This is a genomic window from Kribbella sp. NPDC048915, from assembly GCF_040649595.1.
Lineage (GTDB): Bacteria > Actinomycetota > Actinomycetes > Propionibacteriales > Kribbellaceae > Kribbella.
The window spans coordinates 1-19166 of record NZ_JBEZFT010000042.1; the positions used below are offsets into that span (position 1 = coordinate 1).

Annotated in this window: 21 protein-coding genes; 12 read left to right on the forward strand and 9 right to left on the reverse strand. The window is 70.4% G+C overall.

The features are described from left to right. The first annotated feature begins 436 nt into the window (after positions 1-436). Positions 437-1483, forward strand: coding sequence for a type IV toxin-antitoxin system AbiEi family antitoxin domain-containing protein (locus AB0B82_RS21235; protein ID WP_360170949.1), 1047 nt, complete (start codon positions 437-439; stop codon positions 1481-1483). 130 nt (positions 1484-1613) lie between these two features. Here the strand turns inward: AB0B82_RS21235 and AB0B82_RS21240 are convergent, their stop codons facing one another. Beyond that, positions 1614-2006 (reverse strand): DUF2237 domain-containing protein, encoded by a 393-nt coding sequence (locus AB0B82_RS21240; protein ID WP_360170952.1) that lies wholly within the window; start codon positions 2004-2006, stop codon positions 1614-1616. Between the two features lie 157 nt (positions 2007-2163). After that, entirely contained in the window at positions 2164-2928 is a 765-nt protein-coding gene (locus AB0B82_RS21245; protein WP_360170955.1) for a lysophospholipid acyltransferase family protein, read from the reverse strand. A 330-nt stretch (positions 2929-3258) separates the two neighbouring features. Here AB0B82_RS21245 and AB0B82_RS21250 point away from each other — a divergent pair, with 330 nt between their 5' ends. Genes AB0B82_RS21250 through AB0B82_RS21275 form a run of 6 tightly spaced genes read left to right on the forward strand, consistent with a single transcriptional unit; the run spans position 3259 to position 8034 of the window. After that, positions 3259-4029 carry an alpha/beta fold hydrolase gene (locus AB0B82_RS21250; protein WP_360170958.1) on the forward strand — a complete coding sequence of 257 codons (771 nt, stop codon included), beginning with the start codon at positions 3259-3261 and terminating at the stop codon, positions 4027-4029. Next, positions 4022-4738, forward strand: coding sequence for a hypothetical protein (locus AB0B82_RS21255; RefSeq protein ID WP_360170961.1), 717 nt, complete (start codon positions 4022-4024; stop codon positions 4736-4738). The genes AB0B82_RS21250 and AB0B82_RS21255 overlap by 8 nt, the downstream gene beginning before the upstream one ends. Positions 4739-4798: 60 nt before the next feature. Further along, a complete protein-coding gene (locus tag AB0B82_RS21260; RefSeq protein ID WP_360170964.1) occupies positions 4799-6037 on the forward strand; it encodes a TIGR00300 family protein in 1239 nt (412 codons plus the stop codon). Between the two features lie 25 nt (positions 6038-6062). Then, on the forward strand, positions 6063-6485 hold the full coding sequence (locus tag AB0B82_RS21265) for a nuclear transport factor 2 family protein (RefSeq protein WP_360170967.1): 423 nt from the start codon (positions 6063-6065) through the stop codon (positions 6483-6485). An 18-nt stretch (positions 6486-6503) separates the two neighbouring features. Beyond that, on the forward strand, positions 6504-7253 hold the full coding sequence (locus tag AB0B82_RS21270; RefSeq protein WP_360170969.1) for an enoyl-CoA hydratase-related protein: 750 nt from the start codon (positions 6504-6506) through the stop codon (positions 7251-7253). A 40-nt stretch (positions 7254-7293) separates the two neighbouring features. Further along, a complete protein-coding gene (locus tag AB0B82_RS21275; protein WP_360170972.1) occupies positions 7294-8034 on the forward strand; it encodes a phytanoyl-CoA dioxygenase family protein in 741 nt (246 codons plus the stop codon). On the opposite strand, the gene AB0B82_RS21280 is transcribed toward AB0B82_RS21275, so the two are convergent. The 7 genes from AB0B82_RS21280 to AB0B82_RS21310 all read right to left on the reverse strand — a co-directional run bounded on the left by AB0B82_RS21280 (position 8003) and on the right by AB0B82_RS21310 (position 13571). Next, complete coding sequence (locus tag AB0B82_RS21280; protein ID WP_360170975.1) at positions 8003-8722, reverse strand: endonuclease/exonuclease/phosphatase family protein; 720 nt, start codon at positions 8720-8722, stop codon at positions 8003-8005. The genes AB0B82_RS21275 and AB0B82_RS21280 overlap by 32 nt on opposite strands. Then, on the reverse strand, positions 8719-9852 hold the full coding sequence (locus tag AB0B82_RS21285; protein ID WP_360170978.1) for an ROK family glucokinase: 1134 nt from the start codon (positions 9850-9852) through the stop codon (positions 8719-8721). Before AB0B82_RS21285 ends, AB0B82_RS21280 begins: the two co-directional genes overlap by 4 nt. Before the next feature lie 92 nt (positions 9853-9944). Further along, positions 9945-10904, reverse strand: coding sequence for an ROK family glucokinase (locus AB0B82_RS21290; protein ID WP_360170981.1), 960 nt, complete (start codon positions 10902-10904; stop codon positions 9945-9947). Beyond that, on the reverse strand, positions 10895-11347 hold the full coding sequence (locus AB0B82_RS21295; protein ID WP_360170984.1) for a hypothetical protein: 453 nt from the start codon (positions 11345-11347) through the stop codon (positions 10895-10897). Before AB0B82_RS21295 ends, AB0B82_RS21290 begins: the two co-directional genes overlap by 10 nt. Then, positions 11344-12654 (reverse strand): ArsA family ATPase, encoded by a 1311-nt coding sequence (locus tag AB0B82_RS21300; RefSeq protein WP_360170987.1) that lies wholly within the window; start codon positions 12652-12654, stop codon positions 11344-11346. Before AB0B82_RS21300 ends, AB0B82_RS21295 begins: the two co-directional genes overlap by 4 nt. Before the next feature lie 4 nt (positions 12655-12658). After that, positions 12659-13099: an SRPBCC family protein gene (locus AB0B82_RS21305; RefSeq protein ID WP_360170990.1), complete on the reverse strand. Its 441-nt coding sequence runs from the start codon at positions 13097-13099 to the stop codon at positions 12659-12661. 4 nt (positions 13100-13103) lie between these two features. Next, positions 13104-13571, reverse strand: a complete 468-nt coding sequence (locus AB0B82_RS21310; RefSeq protein WP_360170993.1) for a hypothetical protein — start codon at positions 13569-13571, stop codon at positions 13104-13106. A 105-nt stretch (positions 13572-13676) separates the two neighbouring features. On the opposite strand from AB0B82_RS21310, the gene AB0B82_RS21315 reads away from it, so the two are divergent. The 5 genes from AB0B82_RS21315 to AB0B82_RS21335 all read left to right on the forward strand — a co-directional run bounded on the left by AB0B82_RS21315 (position 13677) and on the right by AB0B82_RS21335 (position 19154). Next, entirely contained in the window at positions 13677-15464 is a 1788-nt protein-coding gene (locus AB0B82_RS21315) for a long-chain fatty acid--CoA ligase (RefSeq protein WP_360170996.1), read from the forward strand. A gap of 108 nt (positions 15465-15572) precedes the next feature. Beyond that, positions 15573-16493, forward strand: a complete 921-nt coding sequence (locus AB0B82_RS21320) for an ABC transporter ATP-binding protein (protein WP_360170999.1) — start codon at positions 15573-15575, stop codon at positions 16491-16493. After that, complete coding sequence (locus AB0B82_RS21325) at positions 16490-17260, forward strand: ABC transporter permease (protein ID WP_360171002.1); 771 nt, start codon at positions 16490-16492, stop codon at positions 17258-17260. Before AB0B82_RS21320 ends, AB0B82_RS21325 begins: the two co-directional genes overlap by 4 nt. A 21-nt stretch (positions 17261-17281) precedes the next feature. Then, positions 17282-18517, forward strand: a complete 1236-nt coding sequence (locus AB0B82_RS21330) for a sensor histidine kinase (protein WP_360171005.1) — start codon at positions 17282-17284, stop codon at positions 18515-18517. Next, positions 18510-19154, forward strand: a complete 645-nt coding sequence (locus AB0B82_RS21335; protein WP_360171008.1) for a response regulator transcription factor — start codon at positions 18510-18512, stop codon at positions 19152-19154. The genes AB0B82_RS21330 and AB0B82_RS21335 overlap by 8 nt, the downstream gene beginning before the upstream one ends. Positions 19155-19166: the final 12 nt, after the last annotated feature.

Below are 19166 nucleotides of genomic sequence, written 5' to 3' on the forward strand. Positions count from 1 at the left end.
TCGAGACTTGGGTAAGCAGCGCCGATTCTGGACACCCTCGCCCGTGCCGTCACGCATCCACGCCGGACACCAATCCCCGTGCATCAATCATCTAGATGAGCCCCCCACACCCCCGCCGCACTGTCTCAACCACCCCTCCACGCTGAGCCCGCCCGCCCTGGTCGCCTGCCTCCAGGAAATCCCTCCTAGGAGCGAAATGCCTCGTCAGCGGGTGAAAACCCTCCATCGTCCGACGACAACCGCCGCCCATCAGCTGCCCACACCCCGGCGCGACACAGGCAGGCACCGAAACCCGGCGCGACGAAGTGAGTCGCGGATGCCGTGCCGGGCGGGTACGGCGACTGCGCCATCCGGTGGTTGTCCACAGGCCGCAGATCGTCGACGCCGCGGGCGGCGACGAGGGGCATCTTCTTGGGTGAGGAATTCGCGATCGACGATGGGAGGAGCAGTGGGTGACGAGGTCGGCGTACCTGCAGATGAGGAGCGAACGAGGCGGTTCGTCGAGCTACGGGAGCAACAAAGCGGAGCGTTCAGTCGCGCCCAAGCGCTCGCGTCCGGGATCGGCGACAAGACTCTCGACCGCCGATGCCGGAACCGGCAGATTCAGCGGATCCATCACGGCGTGTACGCGGACTTCACTGGCATCCTGCCGTGGCAGACGCGGGTGTGGGCAGCCTGGCTGGCTGTCGGTCCAGAGGCGGCGCTCACCGCCGACACCGCGCTGCGTTGGCACGGGCTGAGCGGTGACTGGGCGGACTCGCCGATCTTTCTCGCTGTGCCGCAGCAGCGAAGAGTCGAACGCCGGGCCGGTCTCCGGATTTTCCGGCATCAGGACCTGGATGCGTACCTGCAGGTGGGTCGTGAACCACCTGTGGTCCGGCTCGAGCTCGCCGTCCTCACCGCGGCCGCCCGTCGGACCGACCCGGATCGTCGAACTGCGCTGCTCCTCGACGCATGCCGGCAACGGCGCACCACACCTGACCGGCTGCTCGCGGAGTTGGAGCGGCTGCCGCGCCTGCCTGGCCGCAACCTGCTCCGACAGGTGCTCGCCGACGCTGCCTCGGGCGTGCATTCGTTCCTCGAGCAGACGTACTCGATCCGAGTTGAACGCGCCCATGGGCTGCCCGTCGGGACCCGGCAGGTCCGGGTGGACGACGGGACGGTGCGGTATCGCGATGTCGAGTACGAGCCGTACGACCTGTTCATCGAGCTCGACGGCCGGACCGGACACGACGATGCACTCTCCACGTGGCGGGACATGCGCCGAGACAACGCCGCGACACTGCAAGGCAAAGCCACGCTGCGGTTCGGATACCAACTGGTGAGCAATCCTTGCGGCGCAGCCGGCCAGGTCGGTGCGGCGCTCGCCCAACGCGGCCGGTCCGGTACGCCGACCCGCTGCTCACCGACCTGCGCCGTCGATGGACAGTTTTCCGCATCTCTTAGGAGGATTCCTGGCGCTGTTCGCGGAAGATCCTCCTAGTTCCCACCTGCCCGCAGCGCGGTGCGGTGCGTGCGCGATGGCGGGGCGGTGTGCGTGGGGCGGGATGCGACAGGAGAGATGCGACAAGCGGGATCGGACGGGCGGGATGGGACGGGCGGGATGCGACTGGTCAGGCGAGGGAGCTGGCGTCTGGCGGTACGTCGACGGCGTGGCGGCGCAGGACCGAGAGGGGGATGGTTTCGAGGGCGCGGACGTGGGTGGCTGCGAGGACGACGGGAGCCGCGGCGCCGGCGTGGTACGACTGGAGCCAGCGGGCGGCGACCACGCACCAGCGGTCGCCAGGGACGAGGCCGGGGAAGCTGTACTCGGGGCGCGGCGTGACCAGGTCGTTGCCCACCGAGGCCTGGTGGGCCAGGAACTCGGCCGTGACCACCGAACACACCGTGTGACTGCCGAGGTCCTCGGGTCCGCTCGTGCAGCAGCCGTCGCGGTAGAACCCGGTCAGCGGGTCGGTGCCGCACTCCTCGAGCGGCTCGCCGAGCACGTTCAGGTCGCTGTCCATGCCGCCCATCCTCGCGGCCGACCGGCCGTCAACGCCAACCACCCGTCAACGCCAACCACCTGCCAGCCCCGAACCGGCCGCCACCACCGCCGAAGCGGGCGTCAGGCGCACCGGGGCGGCCGTCGGCGGTGCCGGTGTGGGGCGGAGTGGCAAGTGGTCAGCTGGCCTTGGTGTCGCCGAGGCGGACGTGGTCGTCGACGGACTCGCCGGCCTTGATCAGTTCCTTGGCCTTGTCGGCGTAGATGTCGACGTACTCCTGGCCGGACAGTTCCATCAGCGCGTACATGATCTCGTCGGTCACCGAGCGCAGGACGAAACGGTCCCTTTCCATCCCCTCGTACCGGGAGAAGTCCAGCGGCTTGCCGAAGGCGACGCCGGGGCGCACCAGGCGCGGCAGCAGCTTGCCCTTCTCGCGGTAGAACCATTGCGGCCAGATCCGGCCCGGGGGCTGCAGCTTCTCGGTGTCGATCATTGCGACCGGGATCACCGGGACGCCGGCCACGATCGCCATCCGGGCGACGCCGGTCTTGCCTTTGTAGAGCCGGCCGTCGGGCGAGCGGGTGCCCTCGGGGTAGATCCCGAACAGGCCGCCCTTCTCCAGGATCTCGAGGCCGGTGTTCAGCGCGGCCAGCGAGGCGCGGCCGCCGGAGCGGTCGATCGGGATCTGGCCGACCGACCGGAAGAACGTGGCGACCAGTTTGCCCTTGAGTCCGGGGCCGGTGAAGTACTCCGACTTGGCCGGGAAGACGATCTGCCGCGGCACCGAGACCGGCAGGAAGATCGAGTCGCAGAATGCGAGGTGGTTGGACACCAGCAGCGCGGGCCCCTCGGTGGGGACATGCTCCAGCCCGGTGACCTTGGGCCGGAAGAACAGCTTGATCAGTGGAGCGACCAGGAACCGTCTGAGGAACAGGTACAGCATCCGACTCGACCTCCGTCACTCGCCCGACACCCGACAGCACTCACACCAGGGACTCACCACAACTCACCAAGGTCTCTGGCCCATGGTCAGCCCGTACCCACTTCCGGCACCAGTGCTCGCCGGTGGCGGTCACGCGACGACTCCGGCGCGCCACCTTCCGGTGCGGACACTACGTTCCAGCTTCCCCCTCAGGCAACGTCACCGCAGGGAATGCGGGTGTCGCTGACCGTGTTGTGCCACCGAACGTGCCGGGACGAGGATCTTGATGCGACGATTGTCACGCGCCTTCGGGGCGCGTCGGTGAGGACCGTGAGCGGCGAGGAGTCGAGCGTGCCAGTGCAACCCCACGCGGAGGAGTTTCGCAGTCCCGGCAGCGGGGCGAACGCGGCCGTCGGCGTGCTGCTGAGCCACGGATTCACCGGCTCGCCCCGCTCGATGCGGCCGTTCGCCGAGCATCTGGCCGCCCAGGGGTACGGCGTGGCGCTCCCCCGCCTGCCCGGTCACGGCACCACCTGGCGGGAGATGAACCGGACCGGCTGGCCGGACTGGTACGCAGTACTCGACAACGAGTTCGAACGGCTGCGCAAGGACCACGACCAGGTGTTCCTGATCGGGCTGTCGATGGGCGGCTGCCTGGTCCTGCGGCTGGCCGAGCAGCACGGCGCCGAGGTTTCCGGTCTGGTCCTGATCAATCCGTCGGTGCAGACCGACGACAAGCGGCTGGCGCTGCTGCCGGTGCTGGCGAAGCTGGTCCCGTCCTTCCCGGGCATCTCGAACGACATCAAGAAGCCCGGCGTCGACGAGGGCGCGTACGACCGGATGCCGCTGCGCGCGCTGCACTCGCTGTCGCAGCTGTGGAAGGTCACCCGCGAGGATCTGGCGAAGATCACGCAGCCGGTCCTGCTGTTCCGCAGTACTGTCGATCATGTGGTGGAGCCGAGCTCGGGGCGGACGGTACTGTCCTCGATCTCGTCCCGCGACGTGACCGAGACCCTGTGCGAGGACAGCTATCACGTGGCAACCCTGGACAACGACGCACCGCGGATCTTCGCGGACTCGACCGCCTTCATCAGCCGGCTGAGCGTGCGCACCGATGCGTGACAACGGCCTGACGGCGACGTCGTACACCTCGCTCGGCCGGATCGACCCGCTGGTCGCCGAGCCGGTCCTGGACGCGCTCGCCGCGGCCGGCATCGCGGCGTACTGCGAGAGTCAGAGCGAGGCGCTGAGTGAGGTCGTGGCGCCGGACGAGGCCGAGGAACCGGTCCGTGTTCCGGCCGGGTACGACGAGATCTTCGTCGACGCCGAGGCTGTGGACCAGGCCCGCCCCGTGATCGACCGCAGCACCGAGGACGCCGAGTGGGAGTCGCTGGTCGAGCAGTTCAGCAAGCCGTCCGCGCCCGGGCACGATGGTGCCGATCCGGTGCCGCGCTGGCCGGTGAGCGAGGACGTCGACGACAAGTACGAGCCGCTGATCGACGTCCCGGCCGGGCTGGACGTCGAGGACCGGCCCGCGGCCGACGAGGAGGAGGCCCCGCCGCCGAAGCGGCGGGCCGACGACCCGCACGACCACTATGTTCCGCCGGAGCCGCCGCGCGGCCCGCGGCTGGACTGGATCAGCCGGCTGGCCTGGCTCGGGCTGATCGGCGGGCCGTTGCTGCTGATCGCGGCCGCACTGCTCGACTTCGGCACCGGCAGGATCACCACGCTGGCGGTCGCCGGATTCATCGGCGGGTTCCTCACACTGGTGTTCCGGATGAAGGACCGGCTTCCACCGGATGACCGCGGCGACGACGGAGCGGTCGTCTGAGCTAGAGTGCGAATCGTCGGACAATCCGACAGATTCGCTTCGAGTTGGGGAGGGCGCCCCGTGCAGGTCACCGAGACCGTCGAGATCACCGGCCACCTGATGGACTCCGGGCTGCTGTCCCGCGTCCTCGACGACATCCGCGGCTACGGCGGTGAGTACACGCTGGACAAGTTCGACCTCGGCTACGACAAGGACGACCCGTCCACGGTCCGGATGACGGTCGGCGCCGAGGACGAGGAGTCGCTGCAGCGGCTGCTGATGCGGATCCAGACCAAGGGCGCGAACCTGGTCGACCCGGGGACGCCGGAGATCACCGAGGTCTCTCAGGACGGCGTCTTCCCCGACGGCTTCTACTCGACGACGAACCTGCCGACCAGCGTCCGGCTCGGCGGCCACTGGGTGCCGGTGCAGAACCCGGAGATGGACTGCGGGCTGCTGGTGGAGGGCGACCCGCCGACCAGCGTGCGGACGATCCCGATGTCGGAGGTCCGCGCCGGGATGCGGATCATCACCAGCGCCCAGGGCGTCCGGGTGACGCCGCCGATCACCGTGAACACCGAGGACGGCTTCGGCTTCATGGAGTCGGACGTCTCCTCGGAGAAGCCGCAGCGGGTGCTGGTCAAGCAGGTCGCCGACGGCATGCGCGAGGCGAAGGCGAACGGGCAGAAGGTGCTCTGGGTCGGCGGCCCCGGCATCGTGCACACCGGCGCCGCACCCGCGATGGTCGCGATCGTCGAGGCCGGGTACGTCGACGTGCTGTTCGCCGGCAATGCGCTCGCGACCCACGACATCGAGTCCGCGCTGTACGGGACGTCGCTCGGCGTCGACCTGGCCCGCGGGCGGGGTGTCGAGCACGGCCACGAGCACCACATCCGGGCGATCAACACGATCCGCAAGGCCGGGTCGATCGCGGCCGCGGTCGAGCAGGGCGTGCTGACCTCGGGCGTGATGCACGCGCTGGTGAAGAACGGCAAGCGGTTCGTCCTGGTCGGCTCGGTCCGCGACGACGGTCCGCTGCCGGACGTCTACACCGACGTCCTCGAAGGCCAGCGGGCGATGCGCGCCGAACTGCCCGGCGTCGGGTACTGCCTGATGGCCGCCACCATGCTGCACTCGGTTGCCACCGGCAACATCCTGCCGGCGTCCATCCCGCTGACCTGCGTGGACATCAACCCGGCGACCGTGACCAAGCTGGCCGACCGCGGCTCGTCGCAGGCCCGCGGCATCGTCACCGACGTCGGCCTGTTCGTCGAGCACCTGGCCCGCGAGCTCTCCCCGGCGTACGCCGAGGGCAAGTGACCCCGTCGGCGGTCAGGCTGGAGGTATGAACACCAGCTTCGAAACGTTCCTGCAGCGCTTCGAGGAGGCCAACACCGCGTTCGTGAACGGCGACCCGTCGTTGTGGCTGCCGATGGTGTCGCGGAGCGAACAGAGCTCGATCTTCGGCGGGTTCGGCGGCCAGGAGGTCGGCTGGTCCGAGATCGAGTCCCGGTACCGGTGGGCGTCCTCGCAGTTCCGCGACCTCGGCGGGACGGTCGAGTTCGAATACCTCGACAAGTACGTCGGCGCGGACACGGCGTACACCGTCGCGATCGAGCGCTGCACGGTCCAGCACATCAGCCGGCCCGAACCGGTCCCGCACGAGTTGCGGGCGACGATGATCTTCCGGCTCGAGGACGGTGAGTGGAAGATCACCCACCGGCACGCCGATCCGCTCAGCCCCAAGTCCTCCCCTTCCGGGCCCTGACGGTGTTTGGATGACCGCATGACCGAACTCGTGCACCTGGACGTCGCCGGCGGGGTGGCCACCGTCACCCTGGACTCGCCGGGCAACAAGAACGCCTTGTCGCAGCAGCTCACCGGTGAACTGCTCGAGCGGCTCGAGGCGGCCGGGGCGGACGACGAGGTCCGGGTGATCGTGATCCGGTCGGCGCTCGAGGTGTTCTGCTCCGGCGCCGACCTGTCCGAGGCGACGACGGTCGGGATGGGAGTCGGCGCGCAGCGGATGGTCGACGTGCAGCGGGCGATCGTGGCGAACCCGAAGCCGGTGGTCGCGCGGGTGGCCGGGCCGGTGCGCGCGGGCGGGATCGGGATCGTCGCCGCGGCCGACCTGAGCGTGGCCGGCGAGAGTGCGACGTTCGCGTTGACCGAGGTCCGGCTGGGCCTCGCGGCCGCGACGATCTCGCTTACGGTGCTTCCCCGGCTGACCGACCGCGCGGCGGCGTACACGTTCCTGACCGGCAACGGCTTCGACGCGCTCGAGGCCGCCCGCCTCGGGCTGCTCACGCTGACGGTTCCCGACAGCGAGCTGGACGCAGCCGTCGACACGGTGCTGGAGTCGCTGCTGAAGGGGTTGCCGCAGGGTCTTCGTGAGACGAAGAAGCTGCTGAACCGCGAGCTCCTCGCCGATATCGATGCCCGCGGCAAGGACCTCGCCGAGCTGTCGGCGTCCCTGTTCGCCTCCCCCGCCGCCCAGCAGGCCATGCTCGCGTTCCTCAACCGCAAGAAGCAGTAATTCGGTTGCCGCCCGGCCACGGCGTTGCTGGACTGACCACATGCGGCTGACCGACTCGCACCGTGAGCAGTTCCGGAGCCACGGGTACGTCGTGGTGCCCGGCGTCCTGTCCGACGCGCAACTGAGCGCTGCACGACGGACTGTCGCGACGATGCTCGACCGCGAACCGCCGAACGGTTTCGGCGTGCACTTCCGCTGGCCGTCGCTCGCGAGCGGCCACCCGTTGCTGAAGCTGTACCGAACCGCCAAGATCGCCGAGCTCGCCGCGCAATTGATCCGGCCTGAGCTCCCGCTGCTGGAGCCCGACCAGGCGCAGGTCGCCGTCACGATCCCACCGTGGCCGCACGTGCCGGGCAGCCCGCACGTGGACGGTGTCACGCCGCCACTGGAGGACGGCTCCCCCGGCAGCTTCACCATGCTCGCCGGGCTGTGGCTGACCGCGCACGACCAGGTCGATCGCGGCAACCTGTACGTCTGGCCGGGCACTCACCGCACGCTCGGCAACTACCTCGCCGAGCACGGCGCGGACGCTCTCACGCGGGTCGACGAGATGAATCCGGGGCCGTACCCCGACGTTCCGCTCGGTGATCCGATCCAGGTGACCGGACCGGCCGGCAGCGTGTTGTTCGCGCACTATCTGCTCGCCCACAACATCGGTGGGCATTTCGGCGCCGCCGACGACGTACGGCGAGAGACGCTGTACTACCGGCTGCGGACCGAGACGCATCGCGCCAACTGGCGAGACGTGGTCACGAATCCGCTGCTGGAGTTCCGGTCCTGAGCTCGATCAGCATCGGTAGGTGGTCGGAGGCCGCGGCCAGATCCTCGGCGGCGGCCGGGACCGGGATGATGCGGCCGTCGAGCGTGGGCGACAGATGGGCGCCGTCGATCCGCTTGTGCGGGTCGGTCGAGCTGAACGTCGGTCCGGCGTCGGCGCCCAGATCGGTCAGCCCCTCCTCGGCGAGGCGTTTCCAGACCGGACCGTCGGGCTCCTCGTTCAGGTCGCCGGCCAGCAGGTACGGCGTGCCGAGCGTGCGGCAGCGCTGCAGGATCTGCTCGAGTTCGCGGCGGCGGCCGAGGATGTGCAGGCCGAGATGGCAGCACACGACCGCGGCGCGGGTCGCGCCGACCTGGACGTAGCCGCCGACCGCACCGCCGGGCAGCTGGGTGGCGACGAAGTTCAGCCGGCGCCGGACGAACGGGCGCCAGATCCGCCAGTGCAGCGCCTCGGCCAGCTCGATGCCCTCGGCAACCAGGATCGCGTTGCGCGCGGACGCCGCGACGTACCGCAGGCCGAAACTCGCCGCCATCGCGCGCCGTTTGCGGCGGGTGCCGAACCAGGTCGGCGCCTCCTGCACGAGCATCACGTCCGGAGCGCAGGCCCGCACCACCCGCGCGAGCGCCGTCCGGTCGTCACCCCACCGATGCACGTTGTACGACAGCACCCGCAGGATGCCGCCGTCGGTCATGTCTCGGTGTCGCCCTTCACGTCGGCGTGGTGCAGGCTCGGGTCGGCGCGCATGCCGGTACGGCGGGCCGCGGACTTGCGGGCCGCCCGCTCCAGGCGGGTCGAGCGCCCACGCGCCGCGGCCGTCTTCGCGGTCACCGCGGTGGTCTTCACCCGGACCCGGCGCAGCCAGGTCGCTTCCTCGCGGGCCAGGTCGGCCGCACCGACCAGACCGGCCTCCGGGCCGAGCACCGCGCGGACGATCCGGGCCTCCGGGCGGAACCCGCGGCCGGTCAGCGTCCGCTTGAACGCCTCCCGGGCGGGCGCGAGCAACAGCTCGCCCGCATCGGAGACGCCGCCGCCGATCACGAACGTGCCCGGGTCGAGCGCGGCGGCCAGGTTCGCCAGGCCGACACCGAGCCAGCGGCCGACCTCCTCGAGCAACTCGACCGCCACCGGGTCGCCGTCCTTCGCGAGCTCGGTGACCATCGGGCCGTTGATCTTGGCCGGGTCGCCACCGGCCGCGCGCAGCAGGTTGTGCGCGACCGGGGAACCGGACAGCGCCAGCTCCCGGGCCTCCCGGGTCAGCGCGTTGCCGGACGCGTACTGCTCCCAGCAACCGCGGTTGCCGCACTCGCAGCGGTGTCCGCCCGCTACGACCTGCATGTGCCCGAATTCACCGGCGATGCCGAACTTGCCGCGCTGCAGAGCCCCGTCGTTCAGGATCGCGCCGCCGATGCCGGTGCCGAGCGTGACACAGACCAGATGGCTCTCGCCCTGACCGCCACCGAACCGCCACTCCGACCAGGCCGCCGCGTTCGCGTCGTTCTCGACCACGACCGGCAGGCCGAGCCGGCGCTCGACCGCGTCCCGGAGCGGCTCGTGCCGCCAGGCCAGGTGCGGCGCGAACAGCACCGACGACCGGGTGCCGTCGACGAACCCCGCGGCGCCGATCCCGACCGCGATCACGTCGTGCCGCGACTCGAGATCGTGGACGATCTCCGCGATCGCGTCCTCGGTCTCCTTGGGATCCTTGGTCGGCGTGTCCCGGCGCAACCGGTCCAGGATGTTGCCTTCGGGGTCGACGACCCCGGCGGCCACCTTCGTCCCGCCGATGTCGATCCCGATCGTCAAAGCCTGCGTCAGCGCCAAGGTTCGACCTTCCTCGTGGCCCCCGGACTGGCTCCAGTATCCCAGGTCAGGACAATCACCGTCGTCGGCACCACCCGTCGCCCCGGCGTCGCCTACAGCGCCGGCGCCGGTCGCCGGGCCAGGTCGGCGGCGCCGATCAGCCCGGCGTCGTTGCCCAGCTCGGCGAGGCTGAAGGTGGCGTGCGGTCGGTTCGACCGGGCCGGCAGGTTCTTCTCGAACGCCTGCAGCGCCGACTCCATCAGCAGGTCCTTGGCCGCGCTCACCCCGCCGCCGATGACGATCAGCGTCGGGTCGAACACGGTCGCCAGGCTGGCCAGTCCCTCGCCGAGCCAGCGCCCGAGGTCTTCCAGCAGCTCGACGGCGCACGGGTCGCCCTTGGTCGCCGCCTCGGTGATCATCGGCCCGGTGAGCTCCTCGGGGTCCGTGATCCCGCACACGCTCAGCATCTGCGCGGCCGTCAGCGACCCGGACTCGGCACGCGCCTTGCCCTCGCGGACCAGCGCCCGCCCGGACGCGTACTGCTCCAGACAACCGCGCGCCCCGCACCCGCACCGATGTCCGCCCGGTACGACGCGCACGTGGCCGAGCTCGGCCGCGACGCCGTGTGCACCGCGCAGCAGCTGACCGTCGATGACCACGCCGCCGCCGATGCCGGTACCGACCGTGATGCACACCATGTGGTCGACGTCCTTGGCCGCGCCGAACGCGAACTCGCCCCAGGCCGCGGCGTTGGCGTCGTTCTCGACCACGACCGGGATCTTCAGCTGCTCGGCGACCCGGGCGCCGAGCGGCTCGTCGCGCCAGGCCAGGTTCGGCGCGAACAGCACCGTCGAGCGGTCCGACGAGACGAAGCCGGCCGCGCCGATGCCGACCGCCTCCACCGCGTGGCTGCCGATCAGCTCCGCGGCCGCCGCGCAGATCGTGGCCGCGGTCGCCTCGGTCGAGTCCGCCGGGGTGTCGCGCTGCGTCCGCGCGATGATGGCGCCGGTCTCGTCGACCACGCCGGCGGCAATCTTCGTCCCGCCGACATCGATGCCGATCGTCAGTCCCATGGTTCGGGGTCCTCACTCACGTCGATCCGGTCCACCCGGGACCGGGCCGATTCCTGGGCCGCTTCGGCGGCCGTTTCCTCCGCTGCCGAGGACCGCGACGCTGCGTCCTCCCGCGCCTGCCTGGCCGCCTCCGCGGCGGCCTCGAGCAGCGACCGCACCGAGCCGAGTACATGGGCGGCGGCGGTCGACAGCTGCTCGATGGTCTCCGGGCTGGTACTGCGCACCTTGTGGATCAGCTGACACACCGGGCACCACACGCAGTCCGGGCCCAGCTTGTCCGCCTCCTCGGCGGCGTGCCCCGAGACAGGCTCCGAAACAGGCTCAGCCGCCGGTTCCGAGGTGTGATCCGGCGTGTGGTGGGCGGTGTCGTGGGCGGCGTTCTGCAGCACGGCGAAGAGCTTCGCGGCTTCCTCGGCGACCGAGCCGATCGGTTCCTTGGTCACCGGGCCGCCTCGCGGCGCGACAGCTGCTCGTGGAACTCGGCGGTCAGCCCCTGCGCCAGCTCCTGCGCGGATTCCAGCGGACCGGCCCCGGTCGGCACCTCGGCGGCGGGAGCGACCGGTCGCGCGGGCTGCCGCGGCGAGAACCGCACCTGCAGCCGGCCGTCGTCCAGCCGGGCGCCTGCGACCACACCGCGCGCCAGCGCGGCCGGCAGCGGCAGCACCCGCCGGTACGAGCCGACGGTGATGATCAGCTCGTCGCCGTGCCGGGCCAGGTCCAGCTCATCGGCGGATGCCAACGGCAACGGCATCGTCAGCGTGTACGTGCGGCCGTCGGTGTCGATGTGCCGATCAACCCACAGCGACGTGTCGTCGGTGGCCCGCGCGAACGGGTCGTCACCGCCGTACATCTCGACAGCGAACGCGGCCAGTTCCTCGACGCCGACCGGCTCACAGACGCGGTACGGCGACTCCCAGATCGGCAGCGGGCGAAACGAATCCGCGACCTCCTCGAGGATCCCGCGCTGCGCCGCGACCCACTGCCGCCGCCAGGTGTCCGCACCGGCGGCCGGGAACACGCGGTTCGCCACGACGCCGTCGACGCGGTACCCGTACAACGAAAGCCTGGTCAGCGAGCGCCGCGCCTCGGCGACCACGACCGCCTCCGGCGTCAGCACCAACCGCACCGAGGCGTCCGGGCCGGCCAGCAGCGTCCGGATGTCCGCGAGGTCGGCCTGCAGTCGCCGCAACGCGTCGAAGACGTTGTCGTCCGGCATCGGGATGCTCGACCCGCGGCTCAGGAACGGCCGGAACGTCCGCATCATCTTGCGCTCGGCGTTGAAGATCCGGTCCAGGTACCAGTTCAGGGCCTCGGGCAACGCCAGCAGCCGCAGCGTCTCGGCGGTCGGCGCGCAGTCCACGACGATCACGTCCCAGCGGCCGGACCGGACGTGGTCGCGCACCTCGAGCAGCGCGAGCACCTCCGCGGCGCCGGGCAGGACGGTCAGTTCCTCGGCCTCGATCGGATCCATGCCGACCGTGTGCAGCACCGAGCGCAGATAGTTCTGGATGTCGCCCCAGGACCGCTCGAACTTGCGCTGCGCATCGATCTGCTGGACGAACAGCAGGTCGTCGATCTCGGTCGGCTCCGGACCGGCCGCGGAGTCGAACGCGTCCGACAGCGAATGCGCGGCATCCGTCGACAGCACCAGCGTGCGCAGCCCGCGGAGCGCCGCGAGCGTGGCGGTCCCGGCCGCCGAGGTGGTCTTCCCGACGCCGCCTTTACCCGTGTACAGCAGAACCCGAGTCACTGGTTTACGACTCGACGCGCTTCTTGAGGCCCTTGAGAGCCGTGTCGATGATGACCTTCTCGGCCTTCCGCTTGAGCATGCCGATCATCGGGATCGCCACGTCCACCGCGAGCCGGTACGTCACCTCGGTCCCCGTGCCGCCTTCCTTGGTCAGATCCCGCAGCACGTACGCGCCGTCCATGCCCTTGATCATCTTCGCCTCGACCAGCGTCCAGGTCACCTCGTTGCGGGACCAGACGTAGGCCAGCGTGTACTCGTCGGAGATCGCGCCGGCATCGACCTTGAAGCGCACCTTGTTCGGCCGGCCGGCCTCGTCGGTGGACAGCACCTCGGTCTCCCGCATCGAGTCGGCCCATTCCGGGTACGCCGCGAAGTCCGCGATCACCGCCATGATTTCTTTCGGGGTCGCGTTCACCTGGATGGTCGAGGTGGTCTGTTCCGCCATCGATTCACCTCTTCGCCGGTCGGGTCTGGTGCGAGGGGCCGGCGGTCCGGGTGGTGCCGGTGCCGGGGTCCTCCCCGGAGACTATCGCGGGATCGTGTCCGGCACGGCGTTCGCCCGCCGCGCGGCCTGCCTCGACTTCGTCCTTGAACGCCCACAGCCGCTTCCGGTACGCCGCGACGTACCGCTCCTTGAGCCGTTCGGCCGCGCGGCCGCGGACCGGGCGGGCAGGGTCGACGCGCAAGTACCAGTGCACGACGACGCCGTCGCGGACCTCCTCCAGCCACCATTCCGCGGTCCCGATCGCGGCGCCGGTGACGGCCCACCGAACCCCTTCGCGACCGCGTCGTTCGGTGGGCGTCAGGGTCAGGTCCGGCCACCACTCACGCCAGAGGGTGTCCGACCCGAGCCGCTCGGCGACGTAGGCTGGATCAGCAACGACCAGGTCGTCGCAACTGATGTCGAGCATGGGCATGGCTAGAACCTAGTCTGGTGGATCACATAAACCTGGCTACCTATGGGTAGGTGACTGTAGCGTGCGCCGGAAGTCGACAATTCGTGACCGACTGAGGAGACGCGGATGCGTGAGTACACCGTTCCTGCTGTGACCGAGCCCGCCACCGGGAACCTGAGCGACCCGGTGTGGGCGAACGCGTCCTCCTACCCTGACACCGCCGTCTTCAGCCGCCGGACCGGGACCGGCTGGGTCGACGTCACCGCTGCCGAGTTCGCGCAGCAGGTGATCGGCGTCGCGAAAGGCCTGATCGCGGCCGGGGTGCAGCACGGTGATCGGGTCGCCTTGCTCAGCCCGACCCGGTACGAATGGACGCTGGTCGACTACGCGATCTGGAGCATCGGCGCGGTCACCGTTCCGATCTACGAAACGTCGTCCGCGTCGCAGGTGCAGTGGATCCTGACCGACTCCGACGCCGTCGCCGCCGTCGTGGAGAACGCGACCCACGGCGCGGTCGCCGAGTCCGCCCGCGCCGAAGCGCCGGCGCTGCGGGACATCTGGCAGCTCGAGGCCGGCGCGGTCGACCAGCTCACCGCACTCGGCCAGGACGTCTCCGACGCCGCGTTCGACAAGCGCCGCTCCGCGGTCACCGCCGCCGATCTGGCCACGCTGATCTACACCTCCGGTACGACGGGACGCCCGAAAGGCTGCAAGATCAGCCACGGGAACTTCCTCGACGAGCTCGGGCCCGCGGTGCAGATCCTCGACGACCTGTTCGACACCACCGGCGCGAGCACGCTGCTGCTCCTGCCGCTGGCGCACGTGTTCGCGCGGATCATTCAGGTCGGCTGTGTGATGAAGCGGGTCAAGGTCGGCCACAGCGCCGACGTGAAGAACCTGGTCGCGGACCTCGGCGCCTTCAAGCCGACGTTCATCCTGAGCGTGCCGCGGGTGTTCGAGAAGGTGTTCAACTCGGCCAGCCAGAAAGCGCATGTCGACGGCAAGGGCAAGATCTTCGACGCCGCCGCGGAGACCGCGATCGCGTACTCGCAGGCGCAGGACAAGGGCGGGGCGTCGTTCGGGCTGAAGGCCAAGCACGTGCTGTTCGACCGGCTCGTCTACGGCAAGCTGCGGGCGGTGCTCGGCGGCCAGGTGCAGTACGCCGTCTCCGGCGGCGCGCCGCTCGGTGACCGGCTCGGGCACTTCTTCCGCGGCATCGGCGTACCGGTGCTGGAGGGCTACGGCCTGACCGAAACCACCGCCGCGGTCGCGGTGAACCTGCCCGACGACATCCGGATCGGCACCGTCGGGCGGCCGCTGCCCGGTGTGACGGTGGCCGTCGCGGACGACGGCGAGCTGCTCTTCAAGGGTGGCCAGGTGATGCAGGGCTACTGGAAGAACGACGAGGCGACCGCGGCCGTGATCGACGCCCAGGGCTGGTTCCACACCGGCGACCTCGGTGAGGTCGACGTGGACGGGTTCATCCGGATCACCGGCCGGAAGAAGGAGATCCTGGTGACGGCCGGCGGCAAGAACGTCGCGCCGACGCTGCTCGAGGACCAGATCCGCCTGCACCCGCTGGTCAGCCAGTGCATGGTCGTCGGCGACGGCAAGCCGTTCATCGCCGCGCTGGTCACGATCGACCCGGAGAACATCGTGCCGTGGGCGACCGAGCGCGGGAAGCCGACCGACCCGGCGGCGCTGACCCACGACGCCGACCTGATCGCCGAGGTGCAGAAGGCGATCGACGAGGCGAACGCGTCGGTTTCGCACGCCGAGGCGATCAAGAAGTTCTCGATTCTGCCGGTCGACTGGACCCAGGAGTCCGGCGAGCTCTCGCTCAAGCTCTCGCTGCGCCGGCACGTCGTGATGAAGCAGTACGCCGCCGACGTCGAGGCCCTGTACGCCAAGTAGGACGCCCGAGGACGCCAGGTAGGAGGAGCGGGATCAGCCGATCGGCTGATCCCGGAAGTGGCCGCTCGGGCGATGTGGCCGGGGTGCCCGGGCGGCGATGCTCGAAGCATGATCACGAGCATAACGTCGCCGGTCGTCGAAGTCACCGAGCTGCGCAAGGCGTACGGCGGCCGCACCGTCGTCGACGGGGTGTCGTTCGGGGTCGACGAGGGTGAGATCTTCGGCATCCTCGGACCGAACGGCGCGGGCAAGACCACCACGGTGGAATGCGTCGAGGGCCTGCGGGTGCCCGACGGCGGACGGGTCCGGGTCGCCGGGCTCGATCCGGTCACCGACCACGCCGAAGTCACGCAGGTGCTCGGCGCGCAGCTGCAGGAGAGCGAACTGCAGTCCAAGCTCACGGTCCAGGAGGCCCTCGAGCTGTACGCCGCGCTCTACCCGCACCCGGCCGACTGGCGGCCGCTCGCCGACCGCCTCGGCCTGACCGGCAAGCTCAAGACGCGCTTCGGTGTGCTCAGCGGTGGCCAGAAGCAACGACTGTCGATCGCGCTCGCACTGATCGGCAACCCGCGGGTCGTCGTCCTCGACGAGCTGACCACGGGCCTGGACCCGCGAGCCCGCCGCGAGACCTGGGAGATCGTCGAGGACGTCCGCGACCGCGGCGTCACGGTGCTGCTGGTCACGCACTTCATGGAAGAGGCACAGCGCCTCTGCGACCGGGTCGCCCTGATCGACCAGGGCCGGATCACCGCTCTGGACACCCCGAGCGGACTGATCAGCCGGACAGCCGGAGCCACGATCATCTCGTTCACTCCGTCGACGCCGCTCGACCACGACGACCTGGCCACGTTGCCCGCGGTCGCGTCGGTCGCCTCCAAGGACGGCCGCATCACGCTCGGCGGGACCGACGAGACCGTCACCGCTCTGCTGTCGCTGCTCGCCCGCCACCGGATCACCGCGCATCAGCTCCGCGTCACCGACGCGACGCTCGACGACGCCTTCCTCGACCTGACAGGAGCCCACCGATGAGCTCGATCGCGACCGCCCCGGTCCGCCGGCGCTCGCCGCGGACCGCCGTACTGCGCGCCGAGGCGCGCCTGTTCCTCCGGGAGGGCGGCAGTCTGTTCTGGACGCTCGGCTTCCCGCCGCTGCTGCTGGTGATCCTCGGATCGGTGCACAGCTTCCGGAAGTACGATCCCGGACTGGGCATGCGGCTCATCGACGTCTACGTCCCGACGATCGTGCTGGTCGCGCTGATCACGGCCGGCCTGCAGGCGATGCCGCCGGTCATCACCGGCTACCGGGAGCGCGGCATCCTGCGGCGGATGTCGCTGACGCCGGTCCGGCCGTCCGCGCTGCTGACTGCCCAGATGGGACTGAACGGCGCCGGCGGGGTGCTGTCGGCGGCGGCGTGCCTGATCATCGGCCGGCTCGCGTTCGACGTCCGGCTGCCGCAGCAGGCGATCGGGTACACGCTGGCGTTCCTGCTCACGGTCACCGCCTCGCTCGCCCTCGGTGCGCTGATCGCGGCCGTCGCGCCGACCGCGCGGCTCGCGACCGGGATCGGCATGGTGGCGTTCTTCCCGAGCCTGTTCTCGGCCGGTCTGTGGGCGCCTGTGCAGTCGATGCCGCACACCCTGCGCGAGATCGTCCTGCTGATGCCGTTCGGTGCCGCGTCCCAGGCGCTGGGGCAGGCGGCCGCCGGGCAATGGCCGGCCTGGTCCCACCTGGCCGTGCTGGCCGCGTGGGCCGTGGCGGTCTCGGCGGCTGCGGCACACTGGTTCCGCTGGGAGTAGGACGACGTGCACACTGGGCGAGTGACAACGGTGGACAGCACACTCGAACGCAACGAGGCGGCGTTCCACAAGCTGGTGCCGTACTTCCTGCTCGCCCTCAGCTGCTTGCTGGCGCTGGCGACCACGGATCAGCTCACGCCGACGAGCCCGGAGCAGACACTCGGGTACGCCCTGGTCGGCGCGGCGCTGCTGCTGCAGCTGTGGTGGACCTGGAGCGGCCGGCTGCTTCGCGGCGCGAACGCCGTGTCGGTCACGTACTACGTGGTGCGCTGGGCGCTGGCCGCGGTACTGACGTCACTGAACCCGTTCTTCGCCTTCTATGTCGCGGCCGGGTACTACGACACCGACGAGGTGATCCCCGGCCGCAAGCGGCAGCGACTCGCCTTGTTCGCCAGCTCGATCCCGATCGCGGCCGCACAAACCGGGAGCTTCCCACCCGAAGGGCGCACCAGCTGGCTGGCGTTCGCCGGCCTGCTGGTCGCCAACAACGTGCTACTGGTCGTCCTCAAGCACATGGCCGACCAGCAGGAGGAGCGATCCCGGCTGCGGGACGCGACGATCCGCGAGCTCGAGCAGGCGCACGAGGAGAACGCCGCGCTGCAGGCGCAGCTGCTGGTCCAGGCCCGTGAAGCCGGGATCGCCGATGAGCGCCGCCGGCTGGCCGCCGAGATCCACGACACGATCGCGCAGGGCCTCACCGGCATCATCGCTCAGCTGCAGGTGGTCGCGAACACCAACGACCCGGCCGCGGTCCGCGAGCACGTCGGCCGCGCGACCGAGCTGGCCCGGCACAGCCTCGGCGAGGCCCGGCGCTCGGTGCAGAACCTCGCCCCGGCGGGCCTGTCCGAGGACAACCTTCCCGAGGCACTCCGCAAGGCCGTCGACCAGTGGGCCGAGCGGACCGGCGTCGCTGCCGAGGTCACCGTGACCGGTACGCCGCAGCACTTGCACGGGGAGGTCTCCGCGACCATTCTGCGCATCACCCAGGAAGCCCTCGCGAACGTGGCCAAGCACGCGGCCGCGTTGCGCGTCGGCGTCACGCTCAGCTTCATGGACGACGAGGTGACAGTGGACGTCCGCGACGACGGCAAAGGGTTCGACCCCCTCGAGGTACCGGCCCGCACCGGCACCGGCGGCTTCGGGCTGGACGGGATGCGCGCCCGCGCCGAACGCATCGCCGGCACCCTGACCATCGAGTCCGAACCGAACTTCGGTACGGCGATCTCCGCGCGACTCCCGTTGGTGCTCCATGGCTGATCCGGTCGCTGAGATCTCGCTGCTCCTGGTCGACGACCACCCGGTGGTGCGCAACGGGCTGCGCGGCATGTTCGAGTCGACGCCCGGCTTCACCGTGCTGGCCGAGGCCTCGAACGGCGTCGAGGCGGTCGAACTGGCCGCGGACCTGGAGCCCGACGTGATCCTGATGGATCTGCGGATGCCGGGCGGCGGCGGGCTGGACGCGATCACCGAGCTGACCCGCCGCGGCATCCGGTCCAAGGTCCTGGTGCTCACCACCTGGGACACCGACGTCGACACCCTGCCCGCGATCGAGGCCGGCGCGACCGGCTACCTGCTCAAGGACGCTCCGCAGGACGAGCTGTTCAACGCCGTTCGTCAGGCCGCCGCCGGGCGCACGGTGCTCTCCCCCGCGGTCGCGTCCCGGCTGGTCTCGGCCGTCCGCACCCCTGCTCCCACGCCATTGGCGGCCCGCGAGCGCCAGGTCCTCGAGCTGGTCGCCAAGGGGACGTCGAACCGCGACATCGCCCGCGAACTCTTCATCAGCGAGGCCACGGTGAAGACCCACCTCAGTCACGTCTTCACCAAACTCGGTGTCACCGACCGAGCGGCAGCCGTTGCCAAGGGCTACGACCTCGGCATCCTTGGCAACGGCTGACGCCTGGCTGGG